At 61.7% G+C, this 22,311-nt stretch carries 18 protein-coding genes, 1 pseudogene and 1 riboswitch; of the genes and pseudogenes, 10 read left to right on the top strand and 9 right to left on the bottom strand.

The features are described 5' to 3' along the window. Positions 1 to 19: 19 nt before the first annotated feature. Genes H0485_RS15620 through H0485_RS15595 form a run of 6 tightly spaced genes read right to left on the bottom strand, consistent with a single transcriptional unit; the run spans position 20 to position 6,280 of the window. Complete coding sequence (locus H0485_RS15620) at positions 20 to 481, bottom strand: RpiB/LacA/LacB family sugar-phosphate isomerase (protein ID WP_226936885.1); 462 nt, start codon at positions 479 to 481, stop codon at positions 20 to 22. 21 nt (positions 482 to 502) lie between these two features. Further along, positions 503 to 1,267 (bottom strand): triose-phosphate isomerase, encoded by a 765-nt coding sequence (locus H0485_RS15615; protein WP_226936884.1) that lies wholly within the window; start codon positions 1,265 to 1,267, stop codon positions 503 to 505. A gap of 11 nt (positions 1,268 to 1,278) precedes the next feature. After that, complete coding sequence (locus H0485_RS15610) at positions 1,279 to 2,229, bottom strand: sugar-binding transcriptional regulator (RefSeq protein ID WP_226936883.1); 951 nt, start codon at positions 2,227 to 2,229, stop codon at positions 1,279 to 1,281. Positions 2,230 to 2,247: 18 nt separating this feature from the next. Then, on the bottom strand, positions 2,248 to 3,180 hold the full coding sequence (locus H0485_RS15605) for a sugar phosphate isomerase/epimerase family protein (protein ID WP_226936882.1): 933 nt from the start codon (positions 3,178 to 3,180) through the stop codon (positions 2,248 to 2,250). Between the two features lie 9 nt (positions 3,181 to 3,189). After that, entirely contained in the window at positions 3,190 to 4,698 is a 1,509-nt protein-coding gene (locus H0485_RS15600) for a glycerol-3-phosphate dehydrogenase (protein ID WP_226936881.1), read from the bottom strand. Position 4,699: 1 nt separating this feature from the next. Next, positions 4,700 to 6,280, bottom strand: coding sequence for an FGGY-family carbohydrate kinase (locus tag H0485_RS15595; RefSeq protein WP_226936880.1), 1,581 nt, complete (start codon positions 6,278 to 6,280; stop codon positions 4,700 to 4,702). A 656-nt stretch (positions 6,281 to 6,936) separates the two neighbouring features. On the opposite strand from H0485_RS15595, the gene H0485_RS15590 reads away from it, so the two are divergent. From H0485_RS15590 to H0485_RS15555, 8 genes are all read left to right on the top strand, one after another. After that, positions 6,937 to 7,584, top strand: a complete 648-nt coding sequence (locus tag H0485_RS15590; RefSeq protein ID WP_226936879.1) for a DUF2291 family protein — start codon at positions 6,937 to 6,939, stop codon at positions 7,582 to 7,584. 1 nt (position 7,585) lies between these two features. Next, positions 7,586 to 9,127, top strand: a complete 1,542-nt coding sequence (locus tag H0485_RS15585; protein ID WP_226936878.1) for a sugar ABC transporter ATP-binding protein — start codon at positions 7,586 to 7,588, stop codon at positions 9,125 to 9,127. A gap of 22 nt (positions 9,128 to 9,149) precedes the next feature. Beyond that, complete coding sequence (locus tag H0485_RS15580) at positions 9,150 to 10,181, top strand: ABC transporter permease (RefSeq protein WP_226936877.1); 1,032 nt, start codon at positions 9,150 to 9,152, stop codon at positions 10,179 to 10,181. Positions 10,182 to 10,263: 82 nt separating this feature from the next. Further along, on the top strand, positions 10,264 to 11,211 hold the full coding sequence (locus H0485_RS15575; RefSeq protein ID WP_226936876.1) for a D-ribose ABC transporter substrate-binding protein: 948 nt from the start codon (positions 10,264 to 10,266) through the stop codon (positions 11,209 to 11,211). A 128-nt stretch (positions 11,212 to 11,339) separates the two neighbouring features. Further along, a complete protein-coding gene (locus H0485_RS15570) occupies positions 11,340 to 12,218 on the top strand; it encodes a DeoR/GlpR family DNA-binding transcription regulator (protein WP_226936875.1) in 879 nt (292 codons plus the stop codon). A 74-nt stretch (positions 12,219 to 12,292) separates the two neighbouring features. Next, positions 12,293 to 13,840 carry an FGGY-family carbohydrate kinase gene (locus H0485_RS15565; RefSeq protein WP_226936874.1) on the top strand — a complete coding sequence of 516 codons (1,548 nt, stop codon included), beginning with the start codon at positions 12,293 to 12,295 and terminating at the stop codon, positions 13,838 to 13,840. Continuing rightward, positions 13,837 to 14,604: a DeoR/GlpR family DNA-binding transcription regulator gene (locus H0485_RS15560; protein WP_226936873.1), complete on the top strand. Its 768-nt coding sequence runs from the start codon at positions 13,837 to 13,839 to the stop codon at positions 14,602 to 14,604. The genes H0485_RS15565 and H0485_RS15560 overlap by 4 nt, the downstream gene beginning before the upstream one ends. Beyond that, positions 14,601 to 16,247 carry a glycerol-3-phosphate dehydrogenase/oxidase gene (locus H0485_RS15555; protein WP_226936872.1) on the top strand — a complete coding sequence of 549 codons (1,647 nt, stop codon included), beginning with the start codon at positions 14,601 to 14,603 and terminating at the stop codon, positions 16,245 to 16,247. The genes H0485_RS15560 and H0485_RS15555 overlap by 4 nt, the downstream gene beginning before the upstream one ends. Before the next feature lie 4 nt (positions 16,248 to 16,251). Here H0485_RS15555 and H0485_RS15550 read toward each other — a convergent pair whose 3' ends face one another. After that, positions 16,252 to 16,704, bottom strand: a complete 453-nt coding sequence (locus H0485_RS15550) for a 6,7-dimethyl-8-ribityllumazine synthase (protein ID WP_226936871.1) — start codon at positions 16,702 to 16,704, stop codon at positions 16,252 to 16,254. Between the two features lie 76 nt (positions 16,705 to 16,780). Then, positions 16,781 to 16,915: riboswitch (FMN riboswitch) on the bottom strand. A 299-nt stretch (positions 16,916 to 17,214) separates the two neighbouring features. On the opposite strand from H0485_RS15550, the gene H0485_RS15545 reads away from it, so the two are divergent. Then, positions 17,215 to 18,414, top strand: a complete 1,200-nt coding sequence (locus H0485_RS15545) for an efflux RND transporter periplasmic adaptor subunit (protein ID WP_226936870.1) — start codon at positions 17,215 to 17,217, stop codon at positions 18,412 to 18,414. Between the two features lie 13 nt (positions 18,415 to 18,427). Then, positions 18,428 to 21,514, top strand: coding sequence for an efflux RND transporter permease subunit (locus H0485_RS15540; RefSeq protein ID WP_226936869.1), 3,087 nt, complete (start codon positions 18,428 to 18,430; stop codon positions 21,512 to 21,514). Between the two features lie 525 nt (positions 21,515 to 22,039). On the opposite strand, the pseudogene H0485_RS15535 reads toward H0485_RS15540, so the two are convergent. Further along, positions 22,040 to 22,195: pseudogene (locus tag H0485_RS15535) on the bottom strand (transposase domain-containing protein); the annotation flags it as partial. Between the two features lie 7 nt (positions 22,196 to 22,202). Beyond that, on the bottom strand, positions 22,203 to 22,311 hold a 109-nt coding region (locus H0485_RS21885; protein ID WP_354002440.1), incomplete at its 5' end, for an IS3 family transposase.

Genomic DNA, 22,311 nt, shown 5'->3' with positions numbered 1-22,311 from the left:
GCGCGCCCCTGCAAGCACATCAGCGCTTGTTGTATTTCGCAGCGACCTCGTCAATGGCGGTGACATTCGACGCCGATTTACCGGCGGCATCGAAGTTTTCCGTCTCGGCGAGCCAGGCCTCAGCGATAGCTTTTGCCAGTTCCGATCCGATCACCCGCGCGCCCATGGTGATGATCTGGGCATTATTCGACAAAGCCGCGCGGGTGGCCGAATAGGTGTCATGGGTCAGTGCGGCGCGGATGCCCGGCACTTTATTGGCCGCGATGCAGACGCCGATACCAGTGCCGCAAACGAGAATCGCGCGGTCATATTTACCGGCCATCACTTCGCTGGCGACGCGGTCCGAGAGATTGGCGTAGAATGCATCCGGGCCAGCCTCGGTGCGCGAGATTTCCGTCACATCGAATTTTGCACCGAGGTGATCGGCGAGGATTTTCGACAGGCCCTCACCGGCGCTGTCGCCTGCAATTGCGATTTTCATGATCTTCTCCTCAGATTTTAATCAGATATGCGCGCTGACCTGGGCCATGATGCCCAGATAGCCTTCGACCTGCCAGGCCGAACGGCCGACGAAAAGCCCGTCGATATGCGGGCAGCGGATCAGCTCTTCCGCATTGCCGGGATTGACCGAGCCCCCATAGAGACAGGGCAGACGGCGGCCGGTGACTTCCTGAGCCACAGCGATAATCTCGGCCTGACGGGCATCGGCATATTCGGCGCTGGCCGGAATGCCATTGACGCCAATGGCCCAGACCGGCTCATAGGCCAGCAGGATCGTGGTCTGCATCTGCTCAGCCGTGAGCTTTGCCAGAGCGGCCCGGACCTGGGTTGCCAGCACTTCGCTGGCCCGGCCGGAATTGCGGTCTTCCAGGGTTTCGCCAATGCAGATCAGCGGGATCAGGCCATGGCGGATCGCCGCCTCAACCTTGAGGCCGACGCCCTCATCGGTTTCGCCAAACATCTCGCGGCGCTCGGAATGACCCAGTTCGATAATATCGAGACCGGCATCCTTCAGCATCACCGGCGAGATTTCACCGGTGAAAGCCCCCTCATCGGCCCAATGCATATTCTGGGTGCCGACCATCACATCGGTGCCCTTCAGCAGCTCTTTGATCTCGCGCACATAAAGCGCCGGCGGGAAGATAAAGCGCTGGATACGGCGATCGTGATCCTTATCCGAGGCCAGCAAACCCTCGGCAAAAGCCTTCGCTTCAGCAAAGGTTTTATGCATCTTCCAGTTGGTGCCAACCCAGGTTTTGCCGTCCATAATCTTCCCTCTCAACGTTTCTGCAACAGCGCCCGCGCCGTTGGCTCATCTGTGATCAGCCCGCTCAGCCGGCCGCTCTCCAGCACCGCGCGAATGGCGGCGGTTTTGCCCTGGCCACCGGCGATGGCGACAATATTGCCATCCGCCTGGGCTCCCGAGCTCAGGGTGCGGGCCGTCAGTGTGGTTTCCAGCACCCGGCCCTTTGCATCGTAGAAATGCCCCAGCATTTCACCCACACCGCCGGTGGCGGTGATTTCCTCAATCTCACGCGGCTCGATCATGCCACTTTCAACCAGACCCGCACCGATATTGGCGGTGCCGATCCCAACCAGTTTCAGACCAGCGCCGGCTGAGAGGTCGAACACCTCGCGCACGCCTGGCTGCGACAGCAAAATCTCACGATCCCCGGCCGAGCGGGCGAAGAAGGGCACCGGCAGCACATAGGCGCGTGCCCCTGTCCTCTCGGCCAGCAGATACATCACATCATGCGGGTTGGTGGAATAATTGCGGGTCAGCCCGCCGAGCAGCGAGACAAAGCTCACCTCTCCGGCGCTGATCCGGGGCATATTGCGCACCGCCGCCGACAGGGTACGGCCATGGCCAATGCCAATCACCGGATAATCCCCCCGTTCGATCTCACGCCGCAAAAAAGCGGCCCCGGCCAGCCCGAGCGAGCGCAACGGCAGGCCCTCTTCGCCGAGATCCGGTGCAACCTCGCAGCTGCTCAGGCCAAAGCGCTTGCACAGAGCCGCTTCCAGCTCGACACATTCGACAATCGCCCCGTCGATCGACACTTTGACCGCGCCATCGAGCACCGCGCGCGAGATCAGCCGATGCGTCTTGACCGAGGTCAGACCCAGCCGTTTGGCCACCGCGCCCTGGGTCATGCCCCCGGCGTAATGCAGCCAGGCCGCGCGGATCGCGAGGCTTTCTTCGGGATCAATATCGCGGCGCGGTGCCATCCCTGTGCCTTCCTCAGCTCAAAGGTGCAGATCCTGCACACCACTGTCGATATGCGGTGCCCAGTAAGCCACACTTTCTGCAATCTGTTCAATGACCTGGCGGTCACTAGGCTCACGTTCCTTAAAGGAGAGCTCAAGGCAGATCTCATTCTCAGCCGCGCCGCCCTCGCGCAAAGCCGCCAGCAGCGGCTCGGGATGGATCCGGCCTTTGGCGTTGAATTCGGCGGTAAAGGGGCGGTGGCCGCCCTTATCCATCAGGCTTTGCTTGATATGGATGATCGGGCTGACCTTTGGCACGGCGCGCGCCCAGGCATAGGGATCGACATCATCGGGATTGGGGCTGGTTACATCACCATGGTCGATATCGGCCATCATCCACATCGGCACCGCCATACTGGCAGCGGTCAGCCGGTCCTGCAGCTTCATTGCCTCGGCAATGGTCTCACCGAATTCCCGGCCCACCGACATCGGCTCCCAATAGACATATTTCAGCCCGGCCGCTTTCGCATGTTCGGCCACTTCGGCCCAGCAGTCGATGGCGATCGCAGTCAGCTCTTCGCGCCGCGCCGCATCATCGAAATCCTTATAGGTAAAGATCGCGAATTGCGTGCCGACCGAGACACCGCCCAGATCGGCGGTGATATCGGCAAAGGTCTTGAACCAATCGCTGTAATAGCGGCGCACATCCCGGTCAGGATGGCCGAAATGGTTCAGACGGCCATAGGGGCCGGTCATGCCCGAGGTGACGCGCACGCCGGTCCGCCCCATTGCCGCCTGCATCTCACGCGTCATGCGCCGGATCACCGGCGCGGGCCAGGAGGGGTTGATGAATTCATGGGTCAGCTGCAGGTCGCGGATTTTGATATCCCGCGCCACGGTCTCGATCAGATCCGCCGGATCGGCAAAGCGGTTAACCAGAGGATTGGTGTTCAGCGAAAGTGTCAGTTTCATATCCGGGCCTCAGAGCGCGAAAGTGGTATTGAACCAGGCCTGGAAGTCACGGATCTGATCCGCATTCAGATGCAGCTGGTGTTTGGTGCGGCGCCAGATCACATCCTCTGCCGTCAACGCCCATTCTTTTTCAACGAGGTAGCGAACTTCGGCCTCATAAAGATGGCTGCCGAAGTGACGTCCCAACCCTTCAACCGAAGCAGCGGCGCCGACAATATCTTTCACCCTTGTACCATAGCGACGGCCGTAATGCTGCAACAGTTCACGCGGCATCCAGGGGAAAGCATCGCGGGCCGAATTGATAAAGCTTTCATAATCGGCACCCGGCATATCGCCGCCCGGCAGCTTTGCCGCAGCGGTCCAGTCCGGCCCCATCTGCGGGAAGATATGTTTCAGCTTATGCATACCGCGCTCGGCCAGTTCGCGGAAGGTGGTGATCTTGCCGCCAAAGACATTCAGCAGCGGCGCGCCACCGGCCTCATCAAGATCAAACACATAGTCACGCGTCACCGCCGAGGGATTGCCCTTGCCATCATCAAACAGCGGCCGCACGCCCGAGAAGGCATGAACCACATCCTCGCGGCGCAGCTTTTCCTTGAAATAGCGGTTCACACAGGTCAGCAGATAATCGATCTCAGTCTCGGCGATCTCCACATCCTCGGCCCTTCCCTCCCAGGGAATATCGGTGGTGCCGATCAGCGCTTTGTCGCCCTCATAGGGGTTGATGAAGATCACGCGCTTATCGTGATTCTGCACCAGATAGGCATTCTGCCCGGCCCACCATTTCGGCACGATGATATGGCTGCCTTTGACCAGGCGCACGCCCCGGGTCGATTTGGTGCCGGCGACATTATTGATCACATCACTGACCCAGGGACCGGCACAGTTCACCAGGCATTTCGCGCGGAAGACGCGCTCTTCGCCGGTGCGGGCATTGCGGGTGGTCACGGTCCAGGCGCCGTTTTCGCGAACCGCCGAGACGGCGGGCGAGCGGGTCAGAACCAGCGCGCCCTTTTCCGCCGCGCCAAGCGCGTTCAGCACCACGAGGCGCGCGTCATCGACCCAGCAATCCGAATATTCAAAGCCCTTTTTATACTGATCCAGAATCGCCGCCCCTTCCGGGTCGCGGTGCAGGTTCAGCGTCCGGGTGCCCGGCAGTTTCTTACGGCCACCAAGATGGTCGTAGAGGAAGAGGCCAAGCCGGACCAGCCAGGCCGGGCGGTCGCTCGGGCTGTGCGGCAACACGAAACGCATCGGCCAGATGATATGCGGCGCGGCATTCAGCAGCACTTCACGCTCGATCAGAGCTTCCCGGACAAGGCGGAATTCGTAATATTCCAGATAGCGCAGCCCGCCATGCACCAGCTTGCCCGAGCGCGAAGAGGTGCCCTGCGCCAGGTCATCTTTCTCGGCCAGAACCACTGACAGACCCCGGCCCGCCGCATCGCGCGCCACTCCGGCCCCGTTGATGCCGCCGCCGATGACAAAGAGATCAACCATTTCAGCTGCTGCAGACATTTTATTCTCCATTGGTACGTCGGGCCGAAGCCAGGGCTTCCCAGGTCGGAAGCAGGGCTTCACGCGCCCGCCGGTAAGCAGGGAAAATCCGGTCACTGGCCGCAACCAGATCCGGATCAGGGGTTTCGGCCTCGCCGAGCAGCGGCAAAACCCATTCATTCACACAGGCATCCATATCGGGATAAAGCCCCACGGCGACCGCAGCCATCATCGCCGCCCCCGCCGCCCCGGCCTCATCACGCTGCGAGACCCGGACCGGCGCATTGACGCTGGCGGCGAAAATGCCGCGCAGCGCCCGCGAGCGCGCCGCGCCGCCGGTCAGCCGCAATTCACCCGGCAGCTGCCCCATGGCGCTGTAGCAATCGCGCATCGCATGGCCGAGACCTTCGGTCACCGCACGCAGCAGATCGGGATAGCCGTGATATTGCGAAAAGCCGGTGAAACCGGCGCGGGCCCGGGCATTGACGAAGGGGCCACGCTCGCCCGCCTCAGAAATATACGGGTGATAGATCACCTGGCCCGGCTGGCTCTGCCGCAGCCAGCCATCGAGGCGCGACACCAGTTCTTTATGGCTGACCTCCTGGCCAAAGGCCTTCAGCGCATCGCCCGCGAGGTTCAGCGCCCAGTCGATATTCAGCGTGGCCGCCATATTGGTCTGCACCTGGGTCACCACGCCCGGCACCGGCAGACAGATCACATAGCCGGTTCCCCCGGCATTCAGATGCACATCCTGCCAGCGCACGGCGCGCATATGGACGCCCGTCGAGCCAACGGTCGAACAGGCCACATCCTGACCGCCGCCGCCATAGACCCCGGCACCAAGCGCCGTCATCACCATATCGACATAACCAAGGCTGACCGGCGTTCCCGCCAAAAGCCCGGTCTGGGCCGCAGCTTCGGGCGTCAGCTTATGGGTGAGCTCGGTGCCCTCAACAATCGGCGGCAACAGATGGCGCTGCGAGGCGAGGCCGAGCGCCTCAATCACCGTATCATCATACTGGCGGTTGCGATAATTTCCAAAGGTGAAACTGGCCTCGGAAGGGTCGGTCGCCCGCACCCCGGTCAGGTTGAGATAGAGCCAGTCCTTGCAATGCAAAGCCACTTCAGCGGCTGCCAGCAGTTCCGGGCGATGGCTTTGCATATGCGCCATCTGGCTGCCCTGCTGGCAGGTGTTCAGCCCGGTGCCGGTCGCCTCAAACCTGGCGCGGTTCGCCCCCGAGGCTGCCAGCCGGTCGACCGTCGGCGCGGCGCGGGCATCGAGCCAGAGCCAGGCATCGCCCACCGGGCGGTTGTCCCGCCCCGCGAGCCAGGTCCCATCCCCCTGCCCCGTCACCGAAAGCGCGACAACGCGCTCTGCCAGGCCGGGAATTTTCTCTCCGAGATCTCGCAGCGCACGGGCACAATCCTGCCAGGTCTGATCGGGCGACTGCGTGGCCGAGCCATCCGGCGCGGTATGATAGCGGTTCACCACCGAGGCACTGTCGACCTGTCGACCCGACGGATCAAAGGCCACCGCCTTGATCACCGAGGTCCCGGCATCAATGCCAATCAAAAGGGCCTGGTGGCCAGTGTCAGAGCGCATGATCATCCCTCAGTCCTCCGCCTGCCCGGGAGCCCCGTCCGGCCCGCAGGCGCCAGGACAGCAGGGGCAAAACCCCGCCCCCTGGGCAGCCGTCAATATATATCACAATTATCGCATAGTGAACGAATTATTTTACTGACATAGTAAAATATTTCATGTATGATGGTCGGAATACCAGGGTCAGATCCCCGACCAGAGACACCAGACCAGACCAGCCTGAAGCAAAGACATTCAGCCCGAACCGGCCATATCTGGCGGTTTATCGGGGCGTTTTTTGGGTTATTCTCCTTTGTTAACGCCACCATAGCGTCGAGGCAATGGTCACATGCACTGCATCCTCCTGGCTCCCCCTTATCCTCACAGCAGCCCTGCACCGGCGGATCTGACGGCATCCCTGGCATCAGATCTGGTTGTGTCCCGGTGATTTTTTAACGCGCTTGACGGGTAATGTATCACTATTATATCACGGTCGCGCTAATGACAGCCCTCTGGCCACCGGCCAGCGCGCGGAGGGGCGCGAAGGGACGCAGGATGGCGAACAGGGGAGGATCACGTGAGACAATATGTCCGGAGCGACGCCCCTGTGGCGCCTCGTCCCTTTAACGCATCTGCACCCCTTCCCTCTGTTCAGCCCGTTTTGTTTCAGGATCTGCCCGATGAGCCATAGCCCCGATAATGCCGCGCCCCGCACCAGCCGCAGTGTCTGGATCGCCGGCGGCGTAATCGCCCTCGTCCTCGCGGCGATCGCATTCGACACCAAAGTCATCCATGTCGGCTCGGACCAGGATCTGCGGCAGCAGGCCTTCTCGCCGGTCAGCTGGGGGCAGCAGGAATTTCCGCGTATTCAGGAATATGTCCTGAGCAAAGCGGTTGACGCCCTGGCGCTTGGCCCGGCGGTACTGGCCGATAAGGATGCGGCGGCGAAAGAATTTGGCACCGCCTCGACCACCGGCGCGATTATGATGGTGAAATTCACCGGCCTGGCCGGTGAGGTCAAATCCGGCGTCTATGAGGTCAAGGTCGAAGGCCTGCCCGAAGACATCCGCCTGCGCCTGCAGACCGGCCCGGCGATCAATGGCACCGATCTGCGCGATGCGCCCGGAGATATTGCTTTCGGCGCTTTCAAAAACCAGATTGAATATCAGGATGCAGGCTCGGGGCTGAACCGCGCGATGAAAGCTGTGGTGCTCGACCCCGTCGATACCGCGGCGCTGAGCGGCAAAACCGTTGAGGTCACCGGCACTTTCCGCCTGATCAACCCGAAAATGTGGCTGGTGACCCCGGTCGCGCTGACGGTGAAATAAGATGAGCGCGCCCGTTTCCAGCCGCAACGCTGAAGGTGAGGTCGTCCTCGCGGCGCGTAACGTCGCCAAAATCTACGGCGCGGTCCACGCGCTCAAAGGCGTGAATTTTGAGATCCGTCGCGGCCAGGTCACCACGCTGTTTGGCGAAAACGGCGCCGGTAAATCGACGCTGATGAAGATTCTCTCCGGCGTGATTCAGCCCACTTCGGGTGAGATCATCCTCGACGGCCAGCCGGTCAGCTTCCAGAATTCGACCCATGCCCGCAACCTCGGGATCTCGATCATCCACCAGGAGCTGAGCCTGGCGCCCAATCTGCCGGTGCGGGACAATATCTTCATGGGCCGTGAGATCATGGGCCCGACCGGCGTGAATTTTGCCGAGGAAGAGCGCCAGGTGCGCCAGCTGATGGCGGATCTGGAAGAAGATATCGACCCGATGACCCCGGTCGAAGAGCTGCGCCTGGGCCAGCAGCAGATCGTTGAGATCGCGCGCGCCCTCTCCATCGACAGCCGCATCCTGATCATGGATGAGCCGACCTCGGCGCTCTCGGCCGCTGAGGTTGAGGTTCTGTTCAAGGTTATCAATGATCTGACCGCAAAAGGCGTGGCGATCGTCTATATTTCGCACCATCTCGAAGAAGCGCTGCAGATCACCGATCATGCGGTGGTGCTGCGCGATGGCAATATGACCGCCTGGGCACCGCGCGCTGAGATCGATCTGAACTGGATCGTGCGCAATATGGTCGGCGAGAATTACGACCTCGGCTCACCGCCCTCGGGCTATGCCTTCGGCAGCACCGCGCTTTCGGTGCAGAACATGGTGATGCGCGATCCGGGCGGCAATGATTACAATGTGGTCGACGACCTGTCGCTTGATGTCAGAGCGGGTGAAATCGTCTGCATCTATGGGCTGATGGGGGCAGGGCGCTCGGAGCTGATGGAGGCGCTCGCCGGAAGGCTGCGCGCCGGTTCCGGACGGATCGAGCTGGAAGGCCGCGAGATTTCCGGCCTCAGCATCGCACAGCGCATCAGCGCGGGCCTCGCCCTCGTGCCCGAGGACCGGCAGCGCGACGGCCTGGTTCAGACCATGAGCGTCGGGCAGAACCTGTCGCTGGCCTCGATCAAAACCTTCACCCGTGGTCTTTTCACCTCGAAGAAGGCCGAGAAAGAGCTGATCGAGCAATCGATCAAAGCGGTCACCGTCAAAACAGCCGGCGGCGATGCGCCGATCGGCTCGCTTTCTGGCGGCAACCAGCAAAAGGTCGTCATCGGCAAGATGATGGCCACCAATCCGAAGGTTATCCTGCTGGATGAACCTTCGCGCGGCATCGATATCGGTGCCAAGGCCGAGGTCTTCCGGCTGCTGGCCGAAGGGGCAAAGCAGGGCCTGGCGGTGGTTTATACCACCTCTGAGGTCAGCGAATGCCTGTCGATTGCTCACCGTATCATCGTCATGCACAAAGGCCGGATCTCGGCTGAATTTGGCGCGGACGCTACCAAAGAAATGATCATGGCCGCTTCCGGCGAAGCACATGCGGCCTGAGAGAGGTTCGGGAACACCACCTATGTCAGATAAATCTGCAACCCGCTCCGCCGAGGGCTTCAGCCTGATCCACTTCCTGCTGGAAGGCCGCGCCTTCTTCGCACTGATTGCGATCATCGCTGTCTTCTCTTTCCTGTCGCCGAATTATTTCTCGACCTCGAACTTCCTGATCATGGCCAGCCAGGTCGCGATTTATGGCTTCCTCGCCATTGGTATGCTGCTGGTCATTCTGAACGGCGGTATCGACCTTTCGGTTGGCTCTATTCTGGCGCTTTGCGGCGTGATCGCCGGCTGGCTGATGCAAGGCGTTGAGATCCCCGCCATGGGCGTGATCCTCTATCCGCCGGTCTGGGCCGTGGTGGTGATCACCTGCGCGATCGGGGCGCTGGTCGGGGCCGTCAATGGTGTGCTGATCGCCTGGCTGAAAGTTCCGGCCTTTGTCGCCACGCTCGGCGTCATGTATGTGGCCCGCGGCATTGCGCTGCTGATGACCAATGGCCTGACCTTCAACAACCTCTCGGGCAAGGCCGAACTTGGCAATACCGGCTTCAACTGGCTGGGCTTTAACCGCGTTCAGGGCATTCCGATCTCGGTGATCTTGCTGTTTATCTGCGCCATTATCGCCTGGCTGGTGCTGTCGCGCACCGCTTTTGGCCGCTGGCTCTATGCCTCGGGCGGTAATGAGCGTGCGGCCGAACTGTCGGGCGTGCCGGTCAAGGCCGTCAAAGTCACCGTCTATGCGCTTTCGGGGCTGATGGCGGCCATTGCGGGCCTGGTCCTGTCCTCGCGTCTGACCTCGGCCAGCCCCACCGCCGGCGAAACCTACGAGCTGACCGCGATTGCCGCGGTGGTGATCGGTGGCGCGGCGCTGACCGGCGGGCGCGGTACGGTTCTGGGCACCATGCTCGGCGCTTTCGTGATCGGCTTCCTGTCGGCCGGCCTCGTGACCGTGGGCGTTTCGAGCTACTGGCAGACCGTCTTCACCGGCGCCGTCATCGTTCTGGCCGTGCTGATGAACTCGATCCAATATGGCAAAGGCAAACGTCGCAGCTGATGCCTGATAAACTTTTCCGGCGGGTACGATCCGCCGGAAAGGCTTCGACTGAACCGCTTCTGTACCTTTGGGAGGAATGAAGATGCTGAAACTGACCCGCCGCGCCCTGATGGGGGCTGCTGCTGCCCTGCCGATGATGGCATTCGCAGCCAATGCCGAAGGCCTGATCTCGATCATCGTGACCGATCCGGCCAACCCCTACTGGTTCACCGAAGGCGAAGTGGCAAAAGCCACCGCCGAAGAGCTGGGCTATACCGCCAATGTCACCGCCCATAAAGGCGACACCAACACCGAATCGACGCTGATCGAGACCGCAATCACCAATAAATCGGTGGCGATCATCCTCGACCCGGCCAATGCCGACGGTTCGATTGGTGCGGTGCAGAAAGCCGTGGATGCAGGCATCCCGGTCTTCCTCGTGAATGCTGAGATCAACCAGGAAGGCCTGGCAAAGGCGCAGCTGGTTTCGAACAACGCTCAGGGCGCAGCCCTCGGTGCTCAGGCCTGGGTTGAGGCTGTCGGCGATACCGGCGAATTCGTTGAGCTGTTCGGCAATCCGGCAGACAATAATGCTGCCACCCGCTCGAACGGCTATGAGACCGTGCTGAGCCAGTATCCGGACCTGGTCAAAAAAGGTCAGGAAGTGGCCAACTGGGACCGCGCTCAGGGCTATGAAAAGATGCAGTCGCTGCTGCAGGCCAACCCGAACATCATGGGCGTGATCTCGGGCAATGACGAAATGGCGCTTGGTGCGATTGCCGCTCTGAAAGAGGCCGGCAAGCTGGCCAATGTCAAAGTCGGTGGCTTCGACGGCTCGCCGGACGCGGTTGAGGCAATCAAGGCGGGCGAGCTGGCCTATACCGTTCTGCAGCCGGTCGCTGTCTTCTCGCGCGCCGCTGTGGTTCAGGCCGACAGCTTCCTGAAAACCGGCTCGACCGGTGTCGAAACCGAGAAGCAGCTGTTTGACTGCCTGCTGATCAATGCAGAAAATGTCGATAAATACACCGCCGCCTTCACGCTGTCGGAATAATCGATACCGGGCGGGCCGTTCAGCGGCCCGCCTTTTTTTGCCGGCCCGGCACTCACCATCCCTTTCCGGCCTCTCGGGCCGTTTTTCAGTCGCTCCCCTCCCGACCTGGCAGGCAAGCGAGGCTCCGAATGTCAGATCCGCGGCCTCAGGCCGACCTTTCCTCCGATGTGCTGCCAACCGACAGCCGCCATGCCCGCCAGATTGTCCGCCGCCAGATGATCGCCGAAGCGGTGCTGGCCGAGGGGACGATCCGCATTGAGGATCTGACCGAGCGCTTTGGCATTTCGCTGATGACCGCGCATCGCGATCTTGACGAGCTGGCCAGCCGTGGTCTGCTGCGCAAAACCCGCGGCGTGGTTTCCGCCGCCCCGACCCCGCTGGTTGAGGCCTCCGACGCCTGGCGCGTCACCAGGCAGCAGGATGAAAAGCGCGCGGTCGCCGCCGCCGCCGCCGCGCTGATTGAACCTGGCCAGTCCGCCTTTTTTGACGATTCCACCACAGTCTTTGAAATGGCCGCGCATCTGCCGGCCCGGGTGCCACTGACCGCGATCACCAATTCGCTGGTGCTGATGAATGCGCTGAAAGCAACGCCGGATATCAGCCTGCTCGGCCTCGGGGGCCAGTTCCAGCCCTGGTGCAATGCTTTCATGGGCCCGGTCACCACCACCGAGATCCGCCGGATGCGTGCCGATCTGTGCTTCATCTCAATGGCAGCGATCACCGATGGCCAGGCCTTTCACCAGAGCCCCGAGATGGTCGAGGTGAAACGCGCGATGTTTGACAGCGCGGCCCGGAAGATCCTTCTGGCCGATCACAGTAAATTTGAACGCCGCGCCCTGCATGCGCTTTGCCCGCTGCGCGACTTTGATCTGGTCATCCTTGATGACGGGGTGCCGCAGCGCCTGATCAGCCAGCTTCAGCAGGAAAAAGTGCCACTATTGCTGGTGCCCTGCAGCAGGTCAGCCCCCCGCACGCCGGCAATTGTGCTTGAATCAGAACATTTTTAACATTAAATAATGTGAAGTTCACATTATTTGTGATACATATCTGATCAAGGCCCTGGCCTGCCGGAGAAGTGAAAATGTCGATCAAGCGCGATGCAGCCACAGGCCCCTGCCTTCTGGGCATTGATAACGGGCTGACCGTGACCAAGGCCGTCGTCTTTGACGCCAGCGGGAGGGCCCTGGCCGTGGCCCGGCGCCGCCTGCCCCAGCAGATTCCGCAACCGCATCATGTCGAACGCGATATGGCCGGGCTGTGGCAGGCCACGGCCGAAGCCGTCGCCGAGGCGCTGACGCTTTCGGGGAGGGCCGGTGATATTGCCGCCATCGCCGCCACGGCGCATGGGGATGGGCTCTATCTCCTCGATGCAGAGCAGCAGCCGCTCGGACCCGGCATTCTCTCGCTCGACAGCCGCGCCGCCGGGATCGTTGAAACCTGGGAGCAGGAGGGCATCTCGGATGCCGCATTGCGCCTGACCGGACAAAAACCCCATGCCTCGGCCCCGGCCAGCCTGCTGACCTGGATCCGCCGCAACGAGCCGGAGCGCTATGCAAAAATTGCCCATATCCTCGCCTGCAAGGACTGGCTGCGCTTTTGTCTGACCGGCACGATCGGCACCGATCTGACCGAGGCCAGCACCTCCTTTACCGAGGTGGAAAGCCAGGAGTATCACCCCGAGGTGCTGCCGCTGTTCGGCCTCGGCGACCTGGCCCTTGCCCTGCCGCCGATTGCCCGCCCCGATCAGATTGTCGGCCATGTCAGCGCGGCCGCCGCCCGCCTGACCGGGCTGAAACCTGGCGTGCCGGTCGTCGCCGGAATTCACGATGTCACCGCTTCGGCGCTCGGGATCGGCGGGCATGGCAAGGGCAGGGTGGCCATCGTCGCGGGCACCTATTCGATCAATGAAACCGTCTCGAATATGGCCAAAACCGATGAACGCTGGTTCTGCCGCAACGGGCTGCGCCGTGGCGAGTGGAACAATATGTCGATCTCTCCCGCTTCAGCGGCGAATTATGACTGGTTCCTCGACAGGCTCTGTGGCGAAGACCGGGCCAGGGCCGAGGCCGCGGGCGAGAGCTTCCACCAGCTGATCACCCCTGAAATTGAGGCCGCCTTCACCCGTCCCTCGGGACTGATGTTCCATCCCTATCTCTATGGCTCGCCGCATGGGGCAGGGGCTTCGGCCGGCTTCCTTGGCCTGCGCGGCTGGCATGATCGCGGCGATATGCTGCGCGCGGTGATCGAAGGCATCGCCTTTAACCACCGCATTCATATTGACGCCCTGCGCCAGGGCTTTGCGCCCAATCAGGCCATGCTGACCGGCGGCATTTCCCGCAACCCGCTGTTCGCCCAGATCTTTGCCGATGTCCTGGGAATGGAGGTCACCGTGACCGAGACCGAGGAGGCAGCGGCCTGGGGGGCAGCGCTTTGCGCCGGTTCGGGGATCGGCCTCTTTGCCAGCCCCACCGATGATCCCCGTGCCCCGGAAACGCTTGGCACCTGCTATCGGCCCGACCTGGCGCGGCAAGCGGAAATGAACCGCCGCTACGCGCTTCATTGCGAGATTTCAGCAAGGTTAGAGCCGCTCTGGCAACAGATTGAAGACCTGGCGGGGGCAGGGGCATGAGCGCGGCAGACCGGCGCGAGGAGATCGCCGCCTATGTGGTCGAACGCGGCGAGGTCCGCATCGACGACCTGGCGCAGGCCTTCGGCGTGTCGCGCATGACCATTCATCGCCATGTCGAGGAACTGGCGCGCCAGGGGCTGTTGCGCAAATTGCACGGCTCGGTCTCGGCCAGCCCTTCGGGGGTCTATGAAAGCCTCTGGCGCTATCGCCAGAACCGCGAAACCCTGGCCAAATCTGCCCTGGCCCGGGCCGCGCTGGCCGAGATTCAGCCAGGCCAGGCCATCATGCTCGATGACAGCACCACCGCCTCGGCATTGGCGCCTTATCTGGCTGCCTCCGGGCCACTGACCGTCGCCACCAACAGCCTCGGGCTGATGCAGGACCTGGCGGGTCAGCAAGGGATTGAGCTTATCGCCCTCGGCGGCGAGTATCATCCGACCTATAATGCCTTCATTGGCACGATCTGCGAAACCACTATTGCCAGCCTGCGGGTGAACCTGGCGATCTGCTCGGCCTCGGCCATTTCGGGCGAGGTGGCGCTGATCCAGGATGCACGGGTCACGCGGGTGAAACAGGCCATGCTGGCCGCAGCCTCGCGCAGGATCCTGCTCGTCGATGCCTCGAAATTCGACAAAATCGCCCTGCACCGCTTTGCGGCGCTGCAGGAGTTTGATGCCGTCTACAGCAATGCCGCGCTTTCCCCGGCCACGGCCGGGGCGCTGCGCGCGGCGGGCATCCCCCTTACTCTGGTGAGTGACCAATGACTGCGATTGAAGAGATTGACGTTCTGATCCTGGGTGGCGGGGTGAATGGCGCGGGCACGTTCCGCGACCTGGCCGAACAGGGCCTCAGCGTTGTGATCACCGATAAGGGCGATTTCGGCGGCGGCACCTCATCCGCGCCCTCGCGCCTGATCCATGGCGGCATCAAATATCTTGAGACCGGCGAATTTGGCCTGGTCGCGCAATCGACACTGGAGCGTAACCTGCTGCTGCGCAACGCCCCCCATGCGGTGCGGCCGCTGGAAACGGTGATCCCGATTTTTTCCTGGCTCAAGGGCATTCCGGCGGCCCTGCGCACCCTGTTCGGCTCGACCACCGCACCGCGCTCGCGCGGCGCTGTTCTTGTGAAACTGGGCCTCGTGATGTATGATATCCACGGTGCGCGGCGTCGGGTGATGCCGAAACATAAGCTCTGGTCGCGCAAACGCGCGCTGGCGGAACTGCCGCCGCTGACCCCGAAAATTGTCGCCGCCGGCACCTATTATGATGCCGCCGTTACCATGCCGGAACGCCTGGTGATGGAACTGGTCCAGGACGGGATTGCTACCGGTCCAGGGGCTGAGGCACTGAACCACTGCACGCTGAACAAAGCGGCCGGCGATGTGATCCATGTCACCGAGGCCAGCGGCAGGGCCCGGGCTTTTCGTCCGAAACTGGTGCTCAATGCCGGCGGGCCCTGGATCGACCGCATCAATGCCACGCTTGGTCTGAGCACAAAGCTGATCGGCGGCACCAAGGGTTCGCATATCCTGCTCGACCACCCGGATCTGATCGCCGCGCTGAAAGGGCGGATGATCTATTTTGAGGCTGATGACGGCCGGATCTGCCTGGTGTTTGACTATCTGGGGCGGGCCCTGGTCGGCTCGACCGATATTCGCGCCGCCGATCCCGATACCGTGCGCTGCGAAGAGGATGAGATCGATTACTTCATCCAGGCGATGCGCGATCTTCTGCCCGGGCTGAACTTCTCAAAAGAGCAGATCGTCTATGCCTATTCCGGCATCCGGCCACTGCCCAATTCCGAAGGCGTGGCGCCAGGTCTGATCTCGCGCGATCATTCAGCCCCGGTGATCGAGGCCGAGGGCGCCAGAACCTGGCCGGTGATCTCGCTGGTCGGCGGCAAATGGACCACGTTTCGTGGCTTCTCGGAAGAGGTCAGCGACCTGGTGCTGAAACGCCTGGGCCGGAGCCGCCAGGTTTCGACCACCGATCTGCCGATCGGCGGCGGGCGCGACTATCCGCAGGATGTGGCAAAATGGACCGGGGAGGTCTCGGCTGAAACCTCGGCAGCTCCGGCCCGGCTGCAGGTGCTGCTGGATCGCTATGGCAGCAAGGCCCGTGCCATTGCCAAATGCGAGGGGCAGCGGCCTTTGCGCCTGTCGGATGCGCCTGATTATTCGTTGCAGGAACTGGGCTGGCTGATCCGCAATGAACAGGTGGTGACGCTGGAAGACCTGGTGATGCGGCGCACCGCTCTGGCGGTCACCGGCATTCTGAGCGCCCAGGGCCTTGAACAGGCGGCGGGTGTGGCCGCCGCCGCGCTCGGCTGGGATGAGGCGCGGCGACAGGCCGAGATCGAAGCCGTGCGGCAGCGCCTCGTCGGGCGCCACCGGCTGAAACTCTGAAGGCTCAGGCCTTCAGAGTGGCTTCGAGGTCGAGGATCTGTTTCACAGCCTCGGCCGCTTCGCCGCCTTTTTTCACGAAATGCTCGGTATAATAGCTGATCAGGCTGTCGACCGGCTGGAAGTTATGCGGGGTCAGCGAGACCGAGAACACCGGAACTCCGGTTTCAAGCCCGACCTGCATCAGCCCGTCCACCACGGCGCCGGCGACGAAATCATGGCGATAAATGCCGCCGTCCACCACCAGGGCGGCCGCAACGATCGCGTCATATTTCCCGGTCTGGGCCAGCTTTTTGGCCACCAGTGGCATTTCAAAGGCACCCGGCACATTGATCGCGACGATATCTGCGCCCGGCAGCAGCTCTGCCGCTTTTGCGACAAAGCCATCATGGGCCTGGTCGACGATTTCCGCATGCCAGCGGGCTTTGATGAAGGCGATTTTCTGAGTTTTAGCAGTCATATCGGAACCTATCCGTTAAGTAACGTTTTCGGCCCCAGAGCATGTCCCACCGACAGACCGGCAAGCCGGTCCCGACAGCGGTTCTCTCTTTATCCGGACTATACCGTCGGCCCCGGAGTTTCACCGGATCTGCTGACCCTTTCTCTGACGAAAAAGGCGCTCGCGGGCTATAACCGCCGGTGGGGAATCTCACCCCGCCCTGAGAACAGTTAAGGGCTAGCAAGGCAAATTCCGAAACGCAAGCCCCTCTCTGTGCCGGGTCCCCAGGACCAGGAAAGCGGCAAAGCAACGTAAAAATGCGGGCCAAAATGCACCGTGACCGGTGAGCCGCCCGGGGAGATTGCGCAATTCTCTTGTGATCCGGCGCTGATTACTTATCCATTAACCCAAACGCATTCTGTCTGACGCAGAATTCCGGGCACCGACCCTGCCTCGCAGCTTCTGGCGAGGTTCAGTGCGGCTGGCCCCCCGCGCAGGCAGCCGATGCCCGATCGCCAGGCAGGAGGTTTCATGTTCAAACGTCTTTTCATTGCAATAGTGCTGCTCGGCCTGGTTGTCGGCGGGATCGTTTGGTTCAAATACTTCCGCGAACAGATGATTGCCCAGGTGCTCGGCGGCATGGTCCCGGCGCCGGTGCCGGTGAATGCCGAAACCGTGGTCCCGGTCACCTGGAAGCCCGGCATTGATGCGGTTGGCACCGCCATTTCAGCCCAGGGCGTTGATCTGGCGATTGAATCGAGCGGGCTGATCCGTGAGGTGCGGTTCACATCCAATGAAGACGTGACCGAGGGGCAGCAGCTGCTGCAGATTGATGACGAAAGTGAGAAAGCCTCGCTTGCGGCGGCCACCGCCAGCCTCAGCCTGGCCCTGGCCGAGGCGAGCCGGGCCCGGACCCTGACCGATCGTGGCGTCGGTGCCGCGACCACGCTCGAAACCGCAGAAGCCCAGGTTGAGAGCGCCCGTGCCGAAATGGCCCGGGTTCAGACCTCTCTCGATCATAAGAAGCTGACCGCCCCCTTTGCCGGGGTGATCGGCATTCCCCAGGTCGAAATCGGTCAATATGTAAGCCCCGGTCAGATCTACGCGACTTTGCAGGATCTGAGCCGGATGCGCGTCGATTTCTCGGTACCCGAACAGCAGATTGCCGCCCTGGCCCTGGGCGGCAGCGTCAGCGTCGCCAGCGAAGTCGGCGGCTACCGAGCCACGGGCAGGATCACCGGCATTGAACCGCGTGTTGATCCGAATACGCGGATGGTTTCGGTGCGTGCCGAGGTCGAAAATCCCTCGGGCCTGCTCCTGCCAGGCCAGTTCCTGCGGGTCAGCGTCGCTTTACCCGAAGAACAGGGCGTGATCGCAGTACCGCAGACCGCTGTCGCCTCCTCGCTTTATGGCGATACGATCTATGTCATCCGCAAGGGCGATGAGGCTGATGATCCTGAGGTCAGAAAGGTCGAGCAGCTCTTTGTAAAGGTCGGGCGGCGCTCGGGCGACCGGATTGAGGTGGTCGAAGGGCTGAAGGCCGGCGACGAGATCGTCACCTCGGGTCAGAACCGCCTGACCCAGGGGGCGCGGGTGAAAATTGATAATTCGGTCTCTCTGACACCGGCACAGGGGGCTGACCCCGCGCCCCGGCCTGAAGCCACCCCCGAGGCGCAGCCTGGCACGGAACCCGCTGCAGAACCCGCCACTCAGCCGGCTCCGGCCGAGTAAGAAGGGGCAGCAGATGCATTTCTCAGAAATTTTCATCCGCCGGCCCGTGCTCTCGACGGTGCTGGCAGCCCTGATCCTCTTCATCGGCATGGCCGCCGTTATGGTGCTGCCGGTGCGCCAGTATCCCGAGGTTGAGGAATCGGTCATCACCATCTCAACCATCTATCCTGGCGCCGATGCCGAGCTGATCCAGGGCTTCATCACCGCGCCGATTGCCTCGGCCGTCTCGACCACCGAGAATGTCGATTACATCACCAGCGCCTCGCGTCAGTCGGCCTCATCGGTCACGGTGCAGATGAAGCTGGGGGCAGACCCTGACATCGCTTTGACCGAAGTGATGTCGAAGGTGAACCAGGTGCGCGGCCAGCTGCCAGGCGATGCCGAGGATCCGGTGATCCTGAAGGGCACCGGCCAGACTTTTGCGCTGATGTATCTTGCGGTGCAGAATCCGAATATGACGGGCGAGCAGCTGACCGAATATCTTGAGCGCGTGGTGCGGCCGCGCGTGACCAATATCGACGGCGTGGCGCAGATGGAGATCATGGGCGCCCAAGAATATACCATGCGGGTCTGGCTCGATCCGCTGCAGCTCTCGGCCAGGGGCATCACCGCCGCCGAGGTTCTGGGGGCGATCCGCTCGTCAAACTTTCTCTCTGCCCCGGGTAAAACCGAAAATGACTATTTCATCTATTCGCTGACCCTCGCCTCCACCCTCCAGGATGCCGAGGCTTTCGGCGCTTTGCCTCTGCGCCAGGGACCGAATGGCGAGGTGCGGCTGCGCGACGTGGCGCGGATTGAAATGTCTTCGGGCGAACCCGATGCCATTGTGACCTTTGGCAATGAGCCAGGCATTTTCATCGGTATCGTCCCTGCCCCCGGCGAGAACCAGCTCGATGTGGCCACCAATGTGCTGGCAGAGCTGCCCCGGCTGAATGACACCCTGCCCGATGGGATGTCGATCCGCCTCGTCTACGATTCCACCGAAACCATCTCGGCCTCGATCAGCGAGGTATTCAAGACCATCGCCGAGGCCGTGGTGATCGTGGTGGTGGTGATCTTGCTGTTCCTCGGCTCCTTCCGCTCGGTGCTGATGCCGATTGTCACCATCCCGCTGTCGCTGATCGGGGTCTGTGCCATCATGCTGGCGCTTGGCTATTCGATCAATCTGCTGACACTGCTGGCCATGGTGCTGGCGATTGGTCTTGTGGTCGATGACGCCATCGTGGTGGTCGAAAACATTCACCGCCACATTGATGAGGGTCTTTCGCCGCCCCAGGCCTCGATCATCGCCATGAAAGAAATCACCGGCCCGGTCATCGCAATGACAATCACCCTTGCCGCTGTTCTCTCTCCCCTGGCCTTTACCGGTGGTCTGACCGGCTCACTTTTCACCGAATTTGCCCTGACCCTGGCCGGATCGGTGATAATCTCGGGGATTGTCGCGCTCACCGTCACGCCCGCAATGTCGGCCCGTCTGCTTTCGCATGGCGAGCCCGGCCGGTTCCAGCGCATCGTAGACCGCACGCTGAACGGCCTTGCGAACTGGTATGAGCGCCGCGTCTCCTCTTCGCTGGATTATCGCCCGGTTACCCTGCTGATGGTGGTCTCGCTGCTGGGGGCGACCGGCTTTATGGCGATGAACACCTCTTCCGAACTGGCGCCGGAAGAAGATCAGGGCGCGCTTTTCGCCATTCTGAACGGCCCGCGCTATGCGACGCTGGACTATACCCAGGCCTTCACCGCCGAGATCGGGCGCCGTTCCGCGAATATCCCTGAAGCCGATAACGCCTTCTCGGTCGCTGGTATGGGGGGCGCGGCCAATACCGGCTTCTATATCTGGCCGCTGGTCGACTGGTCCGAGCGCACGCGCAGCCAGAAAGAGGTTCAGACCGAGATCCAGGCTATTCTCGATTCCGCCCCGGGCCTGCAGGGCTATGCCTTTGCCCCGCCCTCTCTGCCTGGGGCCGGGGGTGGCCTGCCGATCTCTATGGTGATCCAGTCGATCCATGGCCCCGAACGCGTGGTCGAAATCGCCGATGAGATCCGGCAGAAAGCCATGCAATCGGGCATGTTTATCGTGGTGCAGAACAGCATGTCCTTCGATGCGCCCCAGGTCAAACTGACCATCGACCGCGACCGCGCCGCGACCCTTGGCGTCACGGTCTCGGAGATTGGCACCACACTCGGCCTGCTGGTCGGGGGCGGTGCGGTCTCGCAGTTCGACCGCGATTCCAACAGCTATGACATCATCACCCAGGTGCCGCGCGAATGGCGCGACAATCCCGAACGTCTGGGAGAGTTCTTCGTCAGATCGGCCAGCGGCGAGATGCTGCCGCTTTCTTCGGTGATCACCCTCAACCCGGGCGTGGCAGCCTCGTCGATCGAGCAGTTCAACCAGCTGAATTCGGCCACGCTGTCTGCCATGCCCTTCCCCGGCCTCTCGACCGGCCCGGCCCTGGCCGAGCTGGAGCGCATCGCCGCCGAAGTGCTGCCCGATGGTTTCTTCATCGATTATTCCGGCCAGTCGCGGCTGGAGAAATCCGAAGGCAATACCATCATGCTCGCCTTTGGCGCGGCCCTGGTGGTGATTTACCTCGTGCTGGCGGCGCAGTTTGAAAGCTTCCGCGATCCCTTCATCATCATGATGTCGGTGCCGCTGTCGATTTTCGGTGCGCTGCTGCCGCTCTATCTCGGCGTGTCGACCCTTAATATCTATACCCAGGTCGGGCTGATCACCCTGGTCGGGCTGATCACCAAACACGGGATCCTGATGGTTGAATTTGCCAATCAGCAGCGCGAAGAACATGGCCATAGCCGCCGCGAGGCGATAGTCGCCGCGGCCAAGACCAGGTTGCGGCCGATCCTGATGACCACCGCCGCCATGGCCCTGGCCGTGGTGCCACTGATCATCGCCGAAGGGGCAGGGGCGGCGGCACGCCAGGCTATGGGTCTGGTGATCTTTACCGGCCTGCTGGTGGGAACGACCTTCACCCTCTTCGTGGTGCCGATGTTCTACACGCTGATCTCGCGGTCGGATGCCTCTTATGCGCTGCATAAACGCGCGGTCGCAAAACAGTTCGGAACCGCCGAAGCCCATTAAACCCGAAGACAAGCCAAACGGTCCCGCCCTTCCCAGGTCGGGGCCGTTTTATTTTCAGCCGAGGTCCATCCGCCTCAGAGTTAACGCCTCCGACCGGGGCGCATCCATGGGTCCAGGCCCTTGCGAGCGATTGTCAAAAATGCGGCCAGAGACCGGATTTTTTCTATGACAGCAGCTGCAGAGATCCGTCGCAGAGGTAAAGCCGAGGGCAGGGATAGGGAGGCAACGCCCGGCCAGAAAAGAAAAAGCGCCCAAGGGCGCTTTATTTCATTCGGGAGGTCTGACTGAAAAGGCAGATATTTCAGCGCTTTTTTCAGAGATATTCAGGGCCACGAAGATTTGCCTTTTGGCGTCGAAATTTCTCAATGTTTTCAGTGATAGACTGGACGAATGTTTCGAAGCTCCTGCCTTTTTGGTCTGATAGGACTGCCTTACAGAAAGACTGAAAAAACCGGCATGAGAGCCGGCTCAGGTTTTCGTTTGAATGCGATCGACGGTAAGCGGTCTCTGGGCAGCACTGTCAGCTTAGCTTGACGGCCTGAAGCTCCAAGGCAGCAGGTCATCGATGCGGCTTTGGGGGTGGCCGCTGGAGATGGCTGTGAGGGTTGCCTTGAGGTAGGCAAAGGGCTCGATGCCGTTGATTTTGCAGGTCTCGATCAACGAGGCGATGTGAATAGCCCCGAGTTTCTTAGACACCTTCGCGTCTCATCATCTGCTTCCGCTCGAACTCGGCAGGCGACAGCATTCCGTTCCTCACATGCTTGCGCTTCGGATTGTAGAACATCTCGATGTAATCG

The sequence above is a fragment of the Pseudogemmobacter faecipullorum genome (assembly GCF_020539525.1).
Classification (GTDB): domain Bacteria; phylum Pseudomonadota; class Alphaproteobacteria; order Rhodobacterales; family Rhodobacteraceae; genus Pseudogemmobacter; species Pseudogemmobacter faecipullorum.
This window is presented reverse-complemented; position numbering and strand designations above follow the sequence as displayed.